Raw genomic sequence first — 16,967 nt, 5'->3', positions numbered from 1 at the left:
CCTCCTTTATTTACTAGATGTTAAGATTTTTTTAGTATTTCTCTTTTTGCTATAAGACGGGCAAGTTCTCTGACAATACTCCCCCGTCTCATTAACATAATAATAATATCTATTAAGACTAGTTCTAATTAATACATCTTAACTAGCCTTTTTGGTCAACCAATTTTTCCCTTCGACCACACGAGTAACCATCATTGATGCAATGGTGTCACCTGAAGCATTGAGACAGGTGGCTGGTGGATCAACTAAAAATCCAATGGTAGCAATAAGTGGAAATGCTTCTGCCGGAAAACCAAACAAACTTACAATCAACATCTCTCCTACAAGACCGCCTCCAGGCGCACCCGAGAGGACAAAAGCACTCAAAATTGCTACAACGATGGACATTGCATAAGTTCCTACTCCTGCATATGGAATCTGGAATATTCCAAATAGAAAAGCTATCTTTGTAATTGATGAAAGCACAGATCCATCCATATGCATCGTTGCTCCCATAGGAAGCACAATATTACTTACATCCTCAGAAACTCCAATTTTCTTACATGCTTCCATATTTACTGGAAGAGTTGCCACAGAACTCTGTGTTCCAAAAGCTGTTATTGCAGGATTTATAATATTTTTTAGCATCCTTTTCACTCCAAGTTTTCCTCCTGCAAGATATGCATAAAGCGGAAAGAATACTACTGCATATATAAGACATAATGGATAATAGACTAACACCACTCGTCCATAGTCCCCAATAAGTTGAGGTCCAAATTCACCTACCAGATTAGCAAAATATGCACCTAGACCAATTGGAGCTAACTTCATGATCATACTAACCATCTTCATGATAACTTTATTAAGATTATTTAGAAGTTTACCTACAGGGCTTTCTTCTCCGCCTGTTGCTGCTACTGCCAAACCAGTCATTATGGCGAATACGATAATCGGCAACATATTCTTCCTACTAAGAAGACCAGTAAAATCATTAACAGTCAATGTCTTAACGATCATGGAACCGATACTAGTAGCTTCCCCCATCTCTGCACTGCCCATTGAAATGGTTGTATGAGCTGCTGGTGGAAAAATATTTACCGTTACCAACACCAACACTGAAGCAATTAATCCAGTTGCGATAAAAATTATTACTAAACTTCCAAGAATCTTGCCCAGTCGTTTCATATTCAACATACTACCCACTGCGCTTGTGATGGACACAAATACCATTGGAACAACGATTGTAAACATAAGATTAATGAAAATATCCCCAAGTGGTGCAAGAACTGTTGCTTTTTTCCCCATAACCGCACCAATAATAGCTCCTGTAACAATACCCGCCAATAGAATCAGCGGAAAACGATAGCTTTTCCAAACTTCTTTCTTGTTCATATCTTTTTCCTCCGTTTCAATAAGTAATTGCTGATTTCTTCTAACCCCAAAGTTTTTTTATACTGATTTTCATCCCATCTTTACATTGCCAAGTTACTAATTTTCTAAGTTGTCAACGGCATCTTTAAGCTGTTTTAGTGCTATTTTCAATGTTTCTCTTGGACAAGCAGCATTTAGACGCATGAAGCCTGATAGACTACGTCCAAAAGTATACCCTTCATTCAAACCGATTTTTGCTTTGTTGATCATGAAATTTCGGAGCTCCTCATTGCTCATTCCAAGTTCACGACAATCCAGCCAAACTAAATAAGTAGCATCTGGTAAATTAGGCTTAATCTTAGGTATGTTAGCTGCACAATACTCCACAATAAAATCAAAATTATCCGAGATATATTGTAAAACTTGTTCCAGCCACTCCTCTCCTTCTCTATACGCCGCTTCCATTGCTACTGAACTGAATGCATTGTTTCTATGAATATCCATATTCCCCCAGAAATCGTCAAATGCTCTCTTCATCTCAATATTAGGAAAAATGGTAGTAGAAGCCTGTAATCCAGCTAGATTAAACGTCTTGGTTACAGACACACATGTAACAATGCTGTTCGCTATCTCTTTTGAGATTGTAGCAGTACGAGTATGATTTTTTTCATGGAAAACCAGATCAGAATGAATTTCATCAGATATCACCAACACATCATTAGCAATACAGATTTCAGCCATTCTTTTGAGTTCTTCTGGTTTCCATACAATCCCCAATGGATTATGAGGGCTACAAAGCATGAAAATTTTACAATCCTTAACTTTCTCTTCAAAATCCTCAAAATCAATAACCCATTTTCCATTCTTCTCTACTAACTGATTTTCTACAACTATACGATTCAATGCTTCAGTAATGTCATAAAACTCGGAATATACTGGAGTCTGAATCATAAGCTTATCTCCCTCATTACTAAAAAACTTAATAATTGCTGACATCGCAGGAACAACACCTAGACTCCAACTCATTAGGGATGTATCAGGTTCCCAATTGTACTTCTTCATTTCCCACTCTTTTACTGCTTCAAAATAACTTTCTGGCCGTGAAGTGTAGCCCCATATTCCTTCCATCGCTTTTTTCATGCAAGCGTTAATAATCGGTTGAGCTGTTTGAAAATCCATATCTGCTACCCAGAGAGGAATTACATCCGACGTTCCAAATTTCTTGAAACGTTCATCATATTTAGATGATCGGTTGTTGCTACGGTCAATTACTTCATCAAAATTGTACTTCATAAATAAATATCCTCCTTTCTTTGATACCCTCTTATCTCTTACATTTATATATAGTGCAAATACCGTGCCAAATTTTTAGGAGTACCATATTGTGCTCTAGATTAATCAATAAATTAATATGTATAACCTTTGTTTGGATGAATGGCTAATGATTTGAAAGCTCAATATATATTCAATCTTACCCATTTCTTCCTTATCATATAATAAGTTGACTTTTATTATTTTATTTAGCAAGTAATAATGTATGATTTATTATTTTTAGTTGTTGTAAAATTGGTTATATTGGTTATATACGTTTAAATGGTTAAATTTTTAATTGGTTTTAACCATTTTAATCAACAACATACTTCAACTATAAAAAAATGAGGATGCTTCACTCATCAAGTTCCACACCCTCATCTTTTTTATACCCCTTTATTATTTTGTTCTTGCCAATACTCTCTACCCTTAACTGTAATCCGACTTCCTCCTCTACCCCGACCAATAATCACAAAACCAAGATCTGCCAACTGTATCAATATTTCTCTTACCTGTTTTTGAGAAATAACCAAATGCTGTTCTTTCGCCATTTGTAGAATTTTTTCTCTACCGATATATTCATCCTTTTCACTTGCTTCATACAATCGCTCCAACACAAAATCAAACAATGAAATGGAATTTTCAAAAGGAATTTTCTTCTTTAATTGGTCACTATTTCTAGTTAATTTTTCTTCTTTTTTTTCACAAATTATATTTTTCATTTTAGACATAGTTGGTGGTAAATCTTCAATCTCCACAATCTGCTTTCCCAGATAGTTGAAATACTCTACAGCATTTTGAAGCTCCCTAACATTACCCGGCCAAGAATACTGCAGCAGAAATTTCTTAACTTCTTCTGATAACTCAAAAGTTCCATTAAACTCAGTTTTAAAGTTATCAAGAAGCATCAAAATGTCCATACCACGTTCTCTAAGTGAAGGTACCAAGACTGTCAACGCATTTAGTCTATAATACAAATCTTTTCTGAAACTTCCATTTTCAACATTTTCCTCCAAAAATTCATTAGTCGCAGCTACAACACGTACATCAACTCTCACAATGTGACTACCACCAACCCTCATAACTTCTCCTTCTTGTAAAACTCTAAGCAACTTAACTTGCATTGCAAGGCTCATACCCTCAACTTCATCTAAAAAAAGGGTTCCTTGATGAGCAAATTCAAATAATCCAAGGCGTCCTCCTTTTTTTGCTCCTGTAAACGCCCCTTCTTCATAACCAAACAACTCACTTTCCAACAAATTCTCAGGCATCGCTGCGACATTTATAGGTATAAACGGGCCATTTGAACGCTTAGATGCTTGATGAACCGCATGTGCCAACAATTCTTTACCAGTCCCTGTTTCTCCCACGATCAAAATTGGACTCTCTGTAATAGCCATTCTTCTTAGTATTTCTTTGACACGCTTAATAGGTTCTGACACACCAATTACGTCATCAAATGTATATTTGGCATAATGCCCTTTTTGTAGCAACTGCTTTCTCAATTCATTTTGTCGTGATTCCTGCTCATTGAAACGTTGAAGCATAGCAAAAGCACCAATACATTCATTTTTTCTCATAACCGGGATAACAGCGATAGATATATTTGAACCATATAGCTTGGTTACAGATTCAGGAATTTCTTTCTTATTTTTTAACGCTTGATAAAACGGAATATAGGGAAATACGTCTTCACCCCTTTTCCAAAGCACAAATTGCTCTGACACCTTGGCAATTTCACATGCTTTTTTGTTACAAGCGAATATTTCTCCCTTTTCATTTACTCCTATCAATCCCTCATTCAATATTTCCATAAGAACATGAAACTGGCTTTCTCTACTTCGAGATTTCGCATACATCAAATCGAAACTATAATGATTTGAGGCAACAATTTTAGCATAATTCAAAAATGGCTCTGTTTCCAATAAATTTTCCAGATTAAGTCGAAGCGCCATCTCAATCATCATCCCATATGAACATGGACGGTGATCACAATCTATAACCATTTTAACTGCATCAGGCACATAACGCGATTCTCCTGGTGTCAATGCGATATCAACCTTCTCATCTAATACGGCTCCAGGATAAAATGGAATAAACCGCAAATGATTCACTCCAAGGGCATTCAGTTGAGTGATTGCTTCACGAGCCATAGTTTCCGTTACATTTACCAACAACACAGATGTCTCTTCTGGAATTTTCCATAATTGTTCCAATGTTTTCCACAGAAATGTAACTTCAATTGACATGACTTCGCTATCTATGGGAACATGACGATCAACTTCTTCTGTAGAGCCATAAGCATCTGTTGAAACGGCAAACAAATCAGCTTCTGGTAACTTTCCTATGGCAGACCCATCACGTACACTATATACAACAATTTCAGCATATTCACCGAACAAACTTTCTACTTCTTCTACATATGACGCACCAGCCAATGGATCCAAGACTACTAGTGCTATCTGTTTTTTCATAAACACAAATATCTATTCCCTTCATACTTGTATCGACTCAAAAAATCAATAATCAATTATTTTGTTACACTTAACTTAATGGCTTACATCTACTATCAATTATTGGTCTAATTTCAACCTCGTATTCTCTCTTGTACTAAATAATTTACATTGCACCAAAAGCTTTTAGCCACTGTCTAGAGATTAGTGCATGTCCTGCTTGTGTTGGATGCACTCCATCCTCCGTCCATCTTTCCATAGGCTGCACTGTGGCTGCCCTTGCAAATACTCCATCAAGTGGTACAAAAGTGGCATTGAATTCTCTTGCTAAAGATCTAGCAACATGAATTTTTGGATCCAAGTCTTCTCTCCATTCATTCTGCCCTTTTGACCAACCTTCTGATTTTTCTATAACTGGCAATAAAAAAGGTTCCATGATGATAATTTCTGCATCTATTTTTTGTTTTATACTAGTGATAATCTCTCTATATATAGTCTCAAAACTTACTACAGAAGTAGGATCATTACTGTCATATCTTCTCCAACAATCATTGATACCTATCAATATGGAAACTACGTCAGGTCTTAAATCTATACAATCTTCTTTCCATCTATTTTTTAGGTCAGATACCCTATTACCGCTTATACCTCTATTTAAAAAGCGGAGTTGCTTTTCTGGATATAGTGCTGTTAGCCACGCAGAAACCATATTGGCATAACCATAGCCAAGATCTAAATATTCATTGCTTGTCCTTCCACAATCTGTAACACTATCCCCTTGAAATAAAACTAATGAACCTTTTTTAATATTATTTATCATAATACTACTCCTTTCTTTAATTAGAATTGCTGTCTATAAAAGTTGAATTAAATAATAGCATCATTATAACATAATTTAATTAATCTGTTATTTATAGAATATTATATATGAAATTAGCTTAAGATAACTATGAAGAAAACATAAAAAATGGAAACCATACAAAGGAGGATAATATATGGATGACGCTATGTTTTGTTATCAATGTGAGCAAACAGCTGGTGGCAAAGGATGTACCAGAATGGGAATCTGTACGAAAGACCCGGATGTAGCTAAAATGCAGGATGTTCTAATTTTTTTAGCAAAAGGCTTAGGCTATTATGCTACAGAATTAATTAAAAATGGGCAAGAAATATCTAGAGAATTAGGAGAGTTCAGTACAGAATGTGTATTTGCAACACTTACTAATGTTAACTTTGCACCTGAAAGATTTGTCCAATATATCAAAAAAGCAAATTGTTATAAAAAAGAACTCATGAACAAACTTGGAAATACATCTAATGCACCTGAGGGTGCAGACTATTTTGCTCCAGAAACAAAAGGAGAGATTCTTAACATTCCCCATATGAAGAACTTAGGAGTAATGGACGACGAAGACTTAGATATGGATATACGTTCACTGAGAGAACTATTAATATACGGTATAAAAGGTATGGGAGCTTATTTCCATCATGCATATGTACTAGGAAAATATGATGCTGAAATATCAAATTTCATATTCAAAGCCCTTGGTGCTACTTTAAAGATAGATTTAACTATTGAAGATTATTTTGACCTTAATATGGAACTAGGTAAAGTTAATTTTAAATGTATGGAACTATTAGATGCAGCTAATACTGGTACTTTTGGTGACCCTGAACCTACTGAAATGCTTATAACCAAGAAAAAAGGACACTTTATTGTTGTATCAGGTCATGACCTTAATGACTTAGGTGATCTACTTGAACAGACAGAAGGAAAAGGTATCAATATCTATACACATGGAGAAATGCTTCCTTGTAATGCTTATCCTGGATTAAAGAAATATAAACATCTAATAGGTAACTTTGGTGGTGCTTGGCAGGATCAACAAAAAGAGTTTGATAATTTGCCTGGAGCAATATTAATGACCAGTAATTGCTTAATGAAACCTAGGGAAAGTTATAAAGACAGGTTATTCACTTCAAGTATTGTTGGCTGGCCTGATGTAACCCACATCCCTACCGTGGATGGTCACAAAGATTTTACACCTGTTATAGAAAAAGCTTTAGAATTAGAAGGCTTCACTAACGATGAATCAGAAAAAAGAATACCTATGGGATTTGCCAGAAAAGCTGTCTTAAGTAATGCAGATGCTATTGTCAATGCTGTAAAAGAAGGTAAAATAAGACATTTCTTCTTGATTGGCGGTTGTGATGGAGCTAGACCAGGAAGAAATTATTATACCGAGTTTGCTGAAAAAACACCTAAAGATACTATTATATTAACTCTTGCATGTGGTAAATATAGATTTAATAAATTAGACCTAGGTTCTATTGGACCATTCCCCAGAATATTAGATGTAGGACAATGCAATGATGCATATTCAGCTATTAAGATAGCTTTGGCATTATCAGAAGCATTTGAATGTGATGTTAATGATCTTCCATTATCATATATCATAACTTGGTATGAACAAAAAGCAGTTGCTGTACTATTAACAATGTTATATCTTGGTCTTAAAAATATTTATTTGGGACCTACACTACCTGCTTTTATAACTCCTAATATACTTCAAGTATTAGTTAACAAATTTAATCTCCAATCAATTTCAACTCCCGACCATGATTTACAAACAATCCTAGGTTAATATACTGGATATATATTGAACTTATTTAAATGTATGTATAGATATTTAAGTTCAATATATGTAAATATAAAAGCACAGATTTCTCTGTGCTTTTATATTATCATCCTTCTATACATATATGATATCTGAGTAATTATCTTCTTCCATGCCATATAGTCTGCCTCTGCCTCTGCCTCTGCCTCTGCCTCTGCCTCTATATGGTCTGTAATAAGGTCTTCCATAATAGTAAGGTCTTCCATAGTAATAAGGTCTTCTATAATATGGATATCTTACGTAATAGGGATTTCTTCTATAATAGTTAGGATATCTCCTGTAATATGATGGATAATAATTAGGATATCGGTATCGGTAAGGTCGTCTGCCTCTGCCATATCTGGTAGCTTCAATTTCTTCGTTAAACATATATTATCCTTCTGCTTTTTTTACTATTATATGCATTTGACATTGCTAAAGTGAAAGTGACTACATAGGTTATTGTAGTGGAAAAGTTGAATAAGTAATTATAAATTATTTTTTTATGTTTTATCCTAATTAAATGATATTATTTGTAGTATAGACTTTTAATAAAAAGTGTAATTTGATACAATATCATTAACGATTATTTTTACGTTACAAAAAGTTATGAAAGGATGTATAAAAATGGCTAGTATTACTGTAAATGAACGCATAAAATTATTACGTCAAGAAATGAAAAAAGAAGGATTATCTGCGTATATTATACCCAGTGCTGACCCCCACCAAAGCGAATACGTAGCAGAACATTATAAAAGTAGAGCTTATATATCTGGATTTACCGGCTCAGTTGGGACAGTTATTATCACTATGTCAGACAGTTGTCTATGGACTGATGGAAGATATTTTATTCAAGCAGAAAAACAAATCAGTGACAGTGAAGTTGTTCTGTATAAAATGCTTGAACCAGGTGTACCTACTTATCAAGAATGGTTAAAAGATACCGTTAAGACTGGTGAGCGTATAGGATTTGACCAACGCTTATTTTCTGTAAATGACATGAAAATACTTAAAAATGTTATACATAATGATAAAATAGAATTTGTAGGTAATATTGACCTTCTATCAAAAATATGGGCAGATAGACAACCTCTACCTAATAGTCCAATATATCATCACGACATAAAATATACAGGTCTTGATTCTACACAAAAAATAAATATTATTCGTACTGAAATGAAAAGGAAAGATTCAGAAATATATTTAATAAGCTCTCTCAATGATATTGCCTGGCTATTTAATATAAGAGGCAATGATATTTTACATACTCCTATTACATATGCTTATGGAATAATAACCATGACTGAAGCGATTCTATATGTACAACTTGACAAAGTTCCTGAAGATGTCAGTAAAATACTTGAAGAACAAAATATAGTACTAAAATCTTATGATGATATTTTTGATGATATAAAAATACTTACTAAGGATTTAACAGTTATATATGACCCTACTATGTTAAATTATGGCTTAAAATCAATGATTGACTCTTCAAGTCGTATTGTAGAAACACTTGAACCTACAGCACTCGTAAAAGCTAAACTGAATGAGACTGAAATCAAGAATTTGAAAGACTGTGAAACAGAAGATGGTGTAGCATTAGTAAAATTCTTATATTGGTTAGAGAAAGCTGTTCCAAGTGGAAATATAACAGAAATTACAGCAGCAGAAAAATTGGCAAGCTTCAGAAAAGAAAATCCACTATATATTGAAGATAGTTTTGCAACCATTCCTGCTTATCAAGAAAATGCAGCTATGATGCACTATAAACCTGATGTGGCAAATACCAAGACATTGAACTCAAAAGGATTTTTCTTACTAGATTCTGGCGGACAATACCATAATGGTACAACAGATATAACCCGTACTATTGTTCTAGGAGACATTACAGAAGAAGAACGACATGATTATACCTTAGTTCTTAAATCACATATTGCCCTAGCTCGCCTAATATTCTTGTATGGTTCAACAGGTTCTAATATTGATGTTATTGCAAGGCAGCCTATTTGGCAAGAATATATGGATTACAAGTGTGGAACTGGCCATTCTGTAGGATTTTTATTAGGTGTACACGAAGGACCTGCAAGAATACGAAAAGGATCAAGTGATGTAATAATCGAAGAAGGAATGTACCTTACTAACGAGCCAGGTATCTACAAAGAAAACAAACATGGTATACGTATAGAAAATTCTATATTAGTTAAGGAAGTCATGAATAATTCTGATGGTCGTTTCATGGCGTTTGATACAATTTCATATTGTCCTATTGATATAAAAGGTATTGATATTACAATGCTTACCACTGCTGAAAAAGATTGGTTAAATAACTACCATACCCAAGTATACAATAAGCTTTCTCCTTACCTTAATGAAGAAGAATGCTCATGGCTTCAATCTCAGACAAAAAGCATATAATATATATGGTTCATTTACCAACATATACATGTAGTATTCTACTTACCAATCATTTATAATAAGTCCTGTCAGAAAAAATGGGGAGGAATTATAAATGAAAAAATTCAAAAAAATAGTTACAATAAGTATACTTTCTTTTATCCTCATCAACACAGTCGCTTATGCAGCTAATATTGATTTATATAGTGGTATAATAAAAGGAATAACAGCTGTGAAAGATGCTGTATTAAAGAAAGATTCAGGATTAGAAAGAAATACAAATGAAGCTATGAAAAAATTAGATAATTATGTTAAAGATTATAAAAATGATATTAAAAATGATCTAGAAGCTTATAAACAATCTGAAGCAGAAGTTGCTAAAAAAGTAGTCAATGACAAAGTTGATGAAACTATAAAACAATTAGATAAAGAAAAATCAAAACTTATAACAGAATATAAAAAAGAAATAGATAAGCAGATAAATTCTGAGTTAGATAGAGAACTTGAAAGATTACAATATCATTACCCAATAGACTAAAGCCTAGCTTTAGTCTTTTTTTTATTGAACTGTATTTATCAGTCCCTCCAATAGTATAGGGGTATACCCTAACTCCTAATAATCACTCTTTTACTTTCATTCCCATTAAAAGCCCAGCGATAATAGCAGTTATTGGAGCTACTATTACTAGACCAATACTGCCAATCAAAGTTCTCATTATTTCAGCTGATATTATCTTCATATTTATGATTCTAGTAAAACTAGAATCCCTTATCTGAAATAGCATTAACAGTGTTAGATAACCTCCAGAATATGCAAGAAGTAATGTAGTTGTCATTGTACCTATCACGTCTCTCCCTATATTAAACCCAGACTTAATAAGTTCTCTTTGTGTTATATCTTCTTTTTTGCATTTTATCTCTTGGCAAGCTGAAGATACATCCATTGCTATATCCATTGCAGCTCCAGAAGAACCGATTATAATGGCTACATAAAAAATATAACGCATATTAAGATCAAAGTAGCCACTAAAAACAATAGTTTCTGCATATGGGGAAGTCATTCCCATTAATCCTAATTTATTCCCAACTACCATCGTTAATACTAAAGTTATTAACAAACCTGATAAAGTACCCAAGAATGCTGAAATACCTTTTTTGTTAAATCCTGCTACAGTAAATAATATAATAGCAGATAAAGCAAATAAAGTCACAAAGGCTACTATCAACGGATTTTTTCCTTGTAATAAATTAGGTATAAGAAATTTCCATAATATGAACATGGTACATATAAAAGAAAGTAATGCTTTAACCCCAATGCTTCTAGCATATATGATAAGTAGAATTACAAATACTAAAAAAATGAATAATAGATAGTTCTGCCTGTATAGTTCTATTGCTTTAGCATCAATAATTTTATTATTTTCTGTCTTGACTGCAATAATTATTTTATCATCAACTTCATAATAGTTATCATAATCCAATTTTCCTACAAGTTGGTTTTTGACATTTATGTTCTTACCTTTATATTCACTGTTAATTGCTATAACTTCCAAATCTTGAAAACCAATAGCTGAAACACCTGCCTTGACAACATTACTATCATCTACTTCTATAACTTTCGCTTTTATTTCCATAACATTTTTATTATACTTCTTAAAAGAATTATTTGATTGTATAAAAAGCAGAAAGATGATGATGCAAAATATACCATATATAAAAGATACTCTTAATTTTTTATTCATTATTAATACTCCTCTATATTAAAAATAATATCCATAAAATTAAGGGACTGTCAGATAATTTTATATGAATAAATTCATTATGTTCAGCCCCCTAATCTCATAGATACCTTGTAGTATTAGGTTAGGTTAATTTAATTTTAATCCTACTATATCAGCAGTTATTTTAGCTATCATTGTATTATCTAAAAATCCTTTATAGTTTTCTGAGCCTACACCAACAGCTGACATTGGTATCTGTGTAGCCGTATGAGCATAAGATGTCCAATAAATACCAGCTCTTTCTGATAATACATGAGTCACAGCCATCGCAGCTTCATCGTATTTGTATGCATTACCAGGGTCAATTATCCCTTTGTCAACCATATCCATTCCTTTATCAATAATAGCTTTTTCTTCATCTTTTAGATCAGTTAGTCCGAATTTTTCTCCAATCAACTTATAATATTCTTTTCTATCATCGGTATAGCTACCTTGAAATTCTTCTATTGACATTGTTACTTTTTCTAATTCTTGTAGATTCAAGAAATAGTCAGTATTGACACCCATTCCAAGACCTCCTGTTTCATGGTCGCCAACTACAATGATTAAAGTATCTTGTGGATTTTCTTTATAGAATTCATATGCTTCCCCTACTGCTTTATCAAAAGCAAGTGTATCCATAATAGCTCCTGATGGATCATTTGGATGACATGCATGGTCAATACGTCCACCTTCTATCATAAAGAAGAACCCTTCGTCATCTTTTGATAATAAGTCTATCCCTTTACTAGTTATCTCTGCTAAGGTTGGTACATCACATTCAGCATTGTTATCATCGTCTATAGTATATGGTAAATGTGATGATGTAAATAAGTTCAAATATCTATCCCCTTTTTTTAATACATCTGTCTTAAACTCTTCTGCTCCTTTTACCCCATATCTTACTTTGTATCCTGCTTTTCTGAATTCTGCTAATACATTTCTATCATCTTTACGCTTAGAATAAATTGTGCCCCCAAAAGCATCTGTTTGATTATCTATAAAATCCTTAGGTAAGAAATTTCTTACTCCACCACCAACAATATAGTCAACTCCACTATCTAAATAATCAACTGCTATATCATTTTCATTACCTCTGTTTTCATTGTGAGAAGCAAATACAGCAGGTGTCGCATGAGTTATACGTGTAGTTGAAACAAGTCCAGTTGCCATACCTTTTTCTTCTGCACCCTCTATAAGAGTTTTAAAATCATTTCCATCAATATCTTTTGATATTACACCATTATTGGTTTTATGACCTGTAGCAAGTGCTGTACCTGCCGCAGCTGAATCTGTTATTAATGTATCTAATGAATGTGTTGTGTTTATAGCTGAATTAGTAAATGTATTCATAATAAGTTTTTTATCTTTATCCCCTGTTATCTCTTGTAGATAATACTCTGATATCTGTCTCTGAGAAGTACCCATGCCATCTCCAATAAAATAAAATATGTACTTTGGTGTCTTAGCACCTGTGTTAGCTAATACATTACTACTCACTGCCTTTAATATGTCATTCGATTGTAACGATAATGATAATATCATCATAGTCATTAATGTAATACCAATAATTTTCTTTTTCATTAATTCTGCCTCCTTGGTTTATTTACTATATAAATATAACTTATCAGTATAAAGTTATTATTATATAGTTGTTAAATGGATGTAAAATCATGATATTACCCACTACTATATACTCCCCCTATATTATTATTTTTTATTATTTTTTAATCCTAGCCTCTTCATGGATTTAATCAAAGTTACATATAAAAAAAGGAATTCATTATGAATTCCCCAAATTAGTATTATATATTTTCCCTTACTTATTTTTCTATAAAAACTATTTTAATTCCAATTATCAACTAATCAAAAATATTAAATCCCAATCTGAATCCTGTTCCTTGATTAATCCTATTAGAACTGCAAATACTCCTGCTGCTCCATCCAACAATCCAGCAATGTTCTGTCTATCCGAATGTTCTTTTTCTTGATATCCATAAAGTTCATCAGGATTCCATAAATCCAGTACTTGTTTTAGTAAATTATTTCGCAACTCTCCAATTAGCTCATCTCCGCTTTCAGAATACATTCTCTGTACCATTTGAAGTAAACCTGCCCGTCCATGACAAAAAGTATCAGATTCTATATTCCACTCTCCTTCTGGTCTCAGAGCAGTTCCTCTATATGTATCTAGTGCTATACTCTTCCATTCATCGTTGTTGATTGCTATACCACTTAACCATAGCGCACGTGCAACTCCAGGACTTCCATAACACCATGCTTCCCGTGGGACAACACTCTTAAGTCTTCCTTCAATATTTTCTTCCCATAAAACCCTAGCTGGCCAAATTGGTCCATACTCATCCTGACCTTTCCACTTGATAATCCATTCTACAATTTTATGTATAGCTTTACGCTGCCCAGGTACTTCTATTCCTTTAATCAAAGCTATAGACATTAATGCAAGCACTCCCGGAATACCATGTGACATTCCACAGTTAAAGTGACCATTTGGATATTCTTCACGATCGTACCCAGTATACATATCATAAGATATTAACCACCCTGGTACAACCATACCTTTATATTCACGATCTTCACACAACTTAGCTAAATATATGAGAATCTGCTCCATTGCCAGTTTCATCTCTTGTTCCTCTATAAAGCAAAGTACATAACGTCCAATACCACTTATCCCTTGAATTACATCAAACTCTTGTAATGAAGTCCCTTCCTCCAGTTTAGATTCCATATACTCCATCATATTAGAAAAAGATTTGAGAAAAAATGAGTTCAACTCTTTAATAAAATTTTCATATCTAGTTCCATTTCTTGATAATGCCCTAGCTGCTATTATTTCACCAGCTAGTCCAGTCCAAAGGCTAAATTCTCTTATGCCTTCTTTCATAATTATTTTTTGTATTTCTTGTAAATAAGTATGTCCAATATGATCCCAACCATCTTCTGGATTAACCCTATCCAAAGCTCCAAACAACACACAAAAGCCACTATACCCCCTTGCTAAATCAATGGCTGACCATGGTATATAATCAGCCCCTGATTCCTTGCGTAATTTTATCAACTTCAACATATCATCTTGAATTTTTTTAGGTTCTATTAATCTATGTGCTCCTTCATTTACAATTTTTAATATCCTGTCACGAATTATTTCATCTGTCACCTGAGACCATTTCATAATGTACTTCCTCCTTATCCTTATCATTATCACTATATGCAGCAAGCTGCATTTTATATAGATAAGCATACATACCGTCCTTTTTCATTAATTCATGATGACTTCCATGTTCAACAACTTCTCCTTGATCCATCATTATTATATGATCTGCATACTTTATTGACGTATATCTATGTGAAATGAATATTCCTATGTTGTGGTGAATCAACTCCTTGAATTTTTCAAATACCTGCAATTCAGATTCAGGATCCAACATGGAACTAGGTTCATCAAGTATATACAAATCTGCTTTACGCATAAAAGCACGAGCAATTGCAACTCGTTGCCATTGTCCGCCTGATAATTGACTGCCTTGTTCAAACAATCTACCTATCTGTGTATCCAATCCTTGTGGCAACTGTTCTACTAAATCATCAATTCCAGCTCTTCTTGCTGCTTCTAATAATTCTTCATCCCGCTCAAGTCTATTTACATTACCAAAACCTATATTATGTCTCATGTTCAATTCATATTGCACAAAATCCTGACATACTACTGCTATATGATTACGTAAAACTTCTTGATCAAATGAACGAATTGAAATTCCATTAATTAAAATATCACCATCGAATTCATCATATAACCCAGTTAATATCTTCATCAAAGTAGTTTTCCCTGATCCATTTCGTCCAACAATTGCCATGGTTTCCCCACGCTTCAACTTAAAACTCACATTGTGAAGAGCATATCTAGAAGTGTCTGGATACATAAAGGATACATTTTTAAATTCAACTGTTTCAATATCCATTATATCAGTACGTTTTTCTTTATCATTCTGACTAACTTTCAAATCTAAAAATACAAATAACTGTTTTAGAAAAAGATTATGCTGACATAATGAAAGTATCCCAGAAATAAGTGCTTGTGAATTACTCTGTGTCATGGTTATAGTTTGAGTCAATGCCACTACAGTACCTATTTCTATTTCGCGAAGGAATGCCGATCTAAGTACAACTATCATCATTAAGACATTGGCTACAACATTGATGATTTGAAATAAAATACCAGCATTCAACCTCTTTTTAGCAATTTTACGATCTTCTTTATAAAAACTTTTGAATAAACCATTGTAGCGCCTAAGCAGGTATTTTCCCAGTTGGTATAGCTTCACTTCCTTAAAATTTTTATCATTTGTCATTAAGTAAGAGTAATACCATGCTTTTCTCATCTTGGGTATACGATTATATTGTACTAAAAATTCTTGCTGCCCTATACGAAGAAATGAGTAAAATGATGTAAATGGTATAATAAGCAATATAAAAGCCATCCACCATCTAAAAATAATCAACATCCCAGCCGCAGAAATTAGTGTCACTATACCACTTATGAGTGATAGCATCTGTTGCATAATCTGGAAGGGACGATGACCCGCTTCATTTTGTGCGAGCTTCAGGGCATCTTGAACATCTGAGTTCTCGAAATCCTTTAATGATAATGATACTGACTTTTCCATAATAAGTTTATTGATTCTATTCATCAAAAGTACTTTGAATAAGCTCTCTATATAGCTCTGAATCAAATTAATCAACTGACTTAATAGTGTAAATGCAACTAATATTGCAAATGCCTTTAGAATTACATTAAACCCACTTGTCCAAGAATAAGTAATAGAATTAATTAAATCCTTGGTTAAAATCAAAACGACTATAGGTGAAATACCATGGAATAGATTCAATATCATTATTGCAATTAAACTTTTTGAATCTGTAGCCCACAATAAACCCATAATTCGAGGCCAATAACGGAATGATTTTAAAATGTTCGCTACTGAAATTATACTTGAATCTTCTCTATCTGCCGCCATTAT

General features: G+C 33.4%; 12 protein-coding genes. 3 read left to right on the top strand and 9 right to left on the bottom strand.

The window, feature by feature from the left end; translation table 11 throughout:
- Positions 1-138: 138 nt before the first annotated feature.
- The 4 genes from ACX6CF_RS18860 to ACX6CF_RS18845 all read right to left on the bottom strand — a co-directional run bounded on the left by ACX6CF_RS18860 (position 139) and on the right by ACX6CF_RS18845 (position 5,934).
- Positions 139-1,371 (bottom strand): dicarboxylate/amino acid:cation symporter, encoded by a 1,233-nt coding sequence (locus ACX6CF_RS18860; RefSeq protein ID WP_458786921.1) that lies wholly within the window; start codon positions 1,369-1,371, stop codon positions 139-141.
- Between the two features lie 96 nt (positions 1,372-1,467).
- A complete protein-coding gene (locus ACX6CF_RS18855) occupies positions 1,468-2,643 on the bottom strand; it encodes a MalY/PatB family protein (protein ID WP_458786920.1) in 1,176 nt (391 codons plus the stop codon).
- A 404-nt stretch (positions 2,644-3,047) separates the two neighbouring features.
- A complete protein-coding gene (locus ACX6CF_RS18850) occupies positions 3,048-5,135 on the bottom strand; it encodes a sigma-54 interaction domain-containing protein (protein WP_458786919.1) in 2,088 nt (695 codons plus the stop codon).
- A gap of 145 nt (positions 5,136-5,280) precedes the next feature.
- The gene (locus tag ACX6CF_RS18845) at positions 5,281-5,934 is read right to left on the bottom strand and encodes an SGNH/GDSL hydrolase family protein (RefSeq protein ID WP_458786918.1); all 654 of its coding nucleotides are present in this window, start codon (positions 5,932-5,934) and stop codon (positions 5,281-5,283) included.
- Between the two features lie 175 nt (positions 5,935-6,109).
- Between ACX6CF_RS18845 and hcp the strand changes: the two genes are divergently transcribed.
- Positions 6,110-7,759 carry a hydroxylamine reductase gene (gene hcp / locus ACX6CF_RS18840; protein ID WP_458786917.1) on the top strand — a complete coding sequence of 550 codons (1,650 nt, stop codon included), beginning with the start codon at positions 6,110-6,112 and terminating at the stop codon, positions 7,757-7,759.
- A gap of 108 nt (positions 7,760-7,867) precedes the next feature.
- Here hcp and ACX6CF_RS18835 read toward each other — a convergent pair whose 3' ends face one another.
- Positions 7,868-8,161, bottom strand: coding sequence for a hypothetical protein (locus ACX6CF_RS18835; RefSeq protein WP_458786916.1), 294 nt, complete (start codon positions 8,159-8,161; stop codon positions 7,868-7,870).
- 237 nt (positions 8,162-8,398) lie between these two features.
- Here ACX6CF_RS18835 and ACX6CF_RS18830 point away from each other — a divergent pair, with 237 nt between their 5' ends.
- Positions 8,399-10,186 carry an aminopeptidase P family protein gene (locus tag ACX6CF_RS18830; protein ID WP_458786915.1) on the top strand — a complete coding sequence of 596 codons (1,788 nt, stop codon included), beginning with the start codon at positions 8,399-8,401 and terminating at the stop codon, positions 10,184-10,186.
- A gap of 94 nt (positions 10,187-10,280) precedes the next feature.
- The gene (locus ACX6CF_RS18825; RefSeq protein ID WP_458786914.1) at positions 10,281-10,703 is read left to right on the top strand and encodes a hypothetical protein; all 423 of its coding nucleotides are present in this window, start codon (positions 10,281-10,283) and stop codon (positions 10,701-10,703) included.
- Positions 10,704-10,785: 82 nt separating this feature from the next.
- Here ACX6CF_RS18825 and ACX6CF_RS18820 read toward each other — a convergent pair whose 3' ends face one another.
- The 4 genes from ACX6CF_RS18820 to ACX6CF_RS18805 form a co-directional block, all read right to left on the bottom strand.
- Complete coding sequence (locus tag ACX6CF_RS18820) at positions 10,786-11,907, bottom strand: YibE/F family protein (protein WP_458786913.1); 1,122 nt, start codon at positions 11,905-11,907, stop codon at positions 10,786-10,788.
- A gap of 126 nt (positions 11,908-12,033) precedes the next feature.
- Positions 12,034-13,509, bottom strand: a complete 1,476-nt coding sequence (locus tag ACX6CF_RS18815; RefSeq protein WP_458786912.1) for an alkaline phosphatase — start codon at positions 13,507-13,509, stop codon at positions 12,034-12,036.
- A 274-nt stretch (positions 13,510-13,783) separates the two neighbouring features.
- Complete coding sequence (locus tag ACX6CF_RS18810; protein ID WP_458786911.1) at positions 13,784-15,121, bottom strand: lanthionine synthetase C family protein; 1,338 nt, start codon at positions 15,119-15,121, stop codon at positions 13,784-13,786.
- Positions 15,096-16,964 carry an ABC transporter ATP-binding protein gene (locus tag ACX6CF_RS18805; RefSeq protein ID WP_458786910.1) on the bottom strand — a complete coding sequence of 623 codons (1,869 nt, stop codon included), beginning with the start codon at positions 16,962-16,964 and terminating at the stop codon, positions 15,096-15,098. Before ACX6CF_RS18805 ends, ACX6CF_RS18810 begins: the two co-directional genes overlap by 26 nt.
- Positions 16,965-16,967 lie beyond the last annotated feature (3 nt).

The sequence above is a fragment of the Vallitalea sediminicola genome (genome assembly GCF_054408565.1).
The sequence above is the reverse complement of the archived record's forward strand: the minus strand, read 5'-3'. Positions and strand labels throughout refer to the sequence as shown.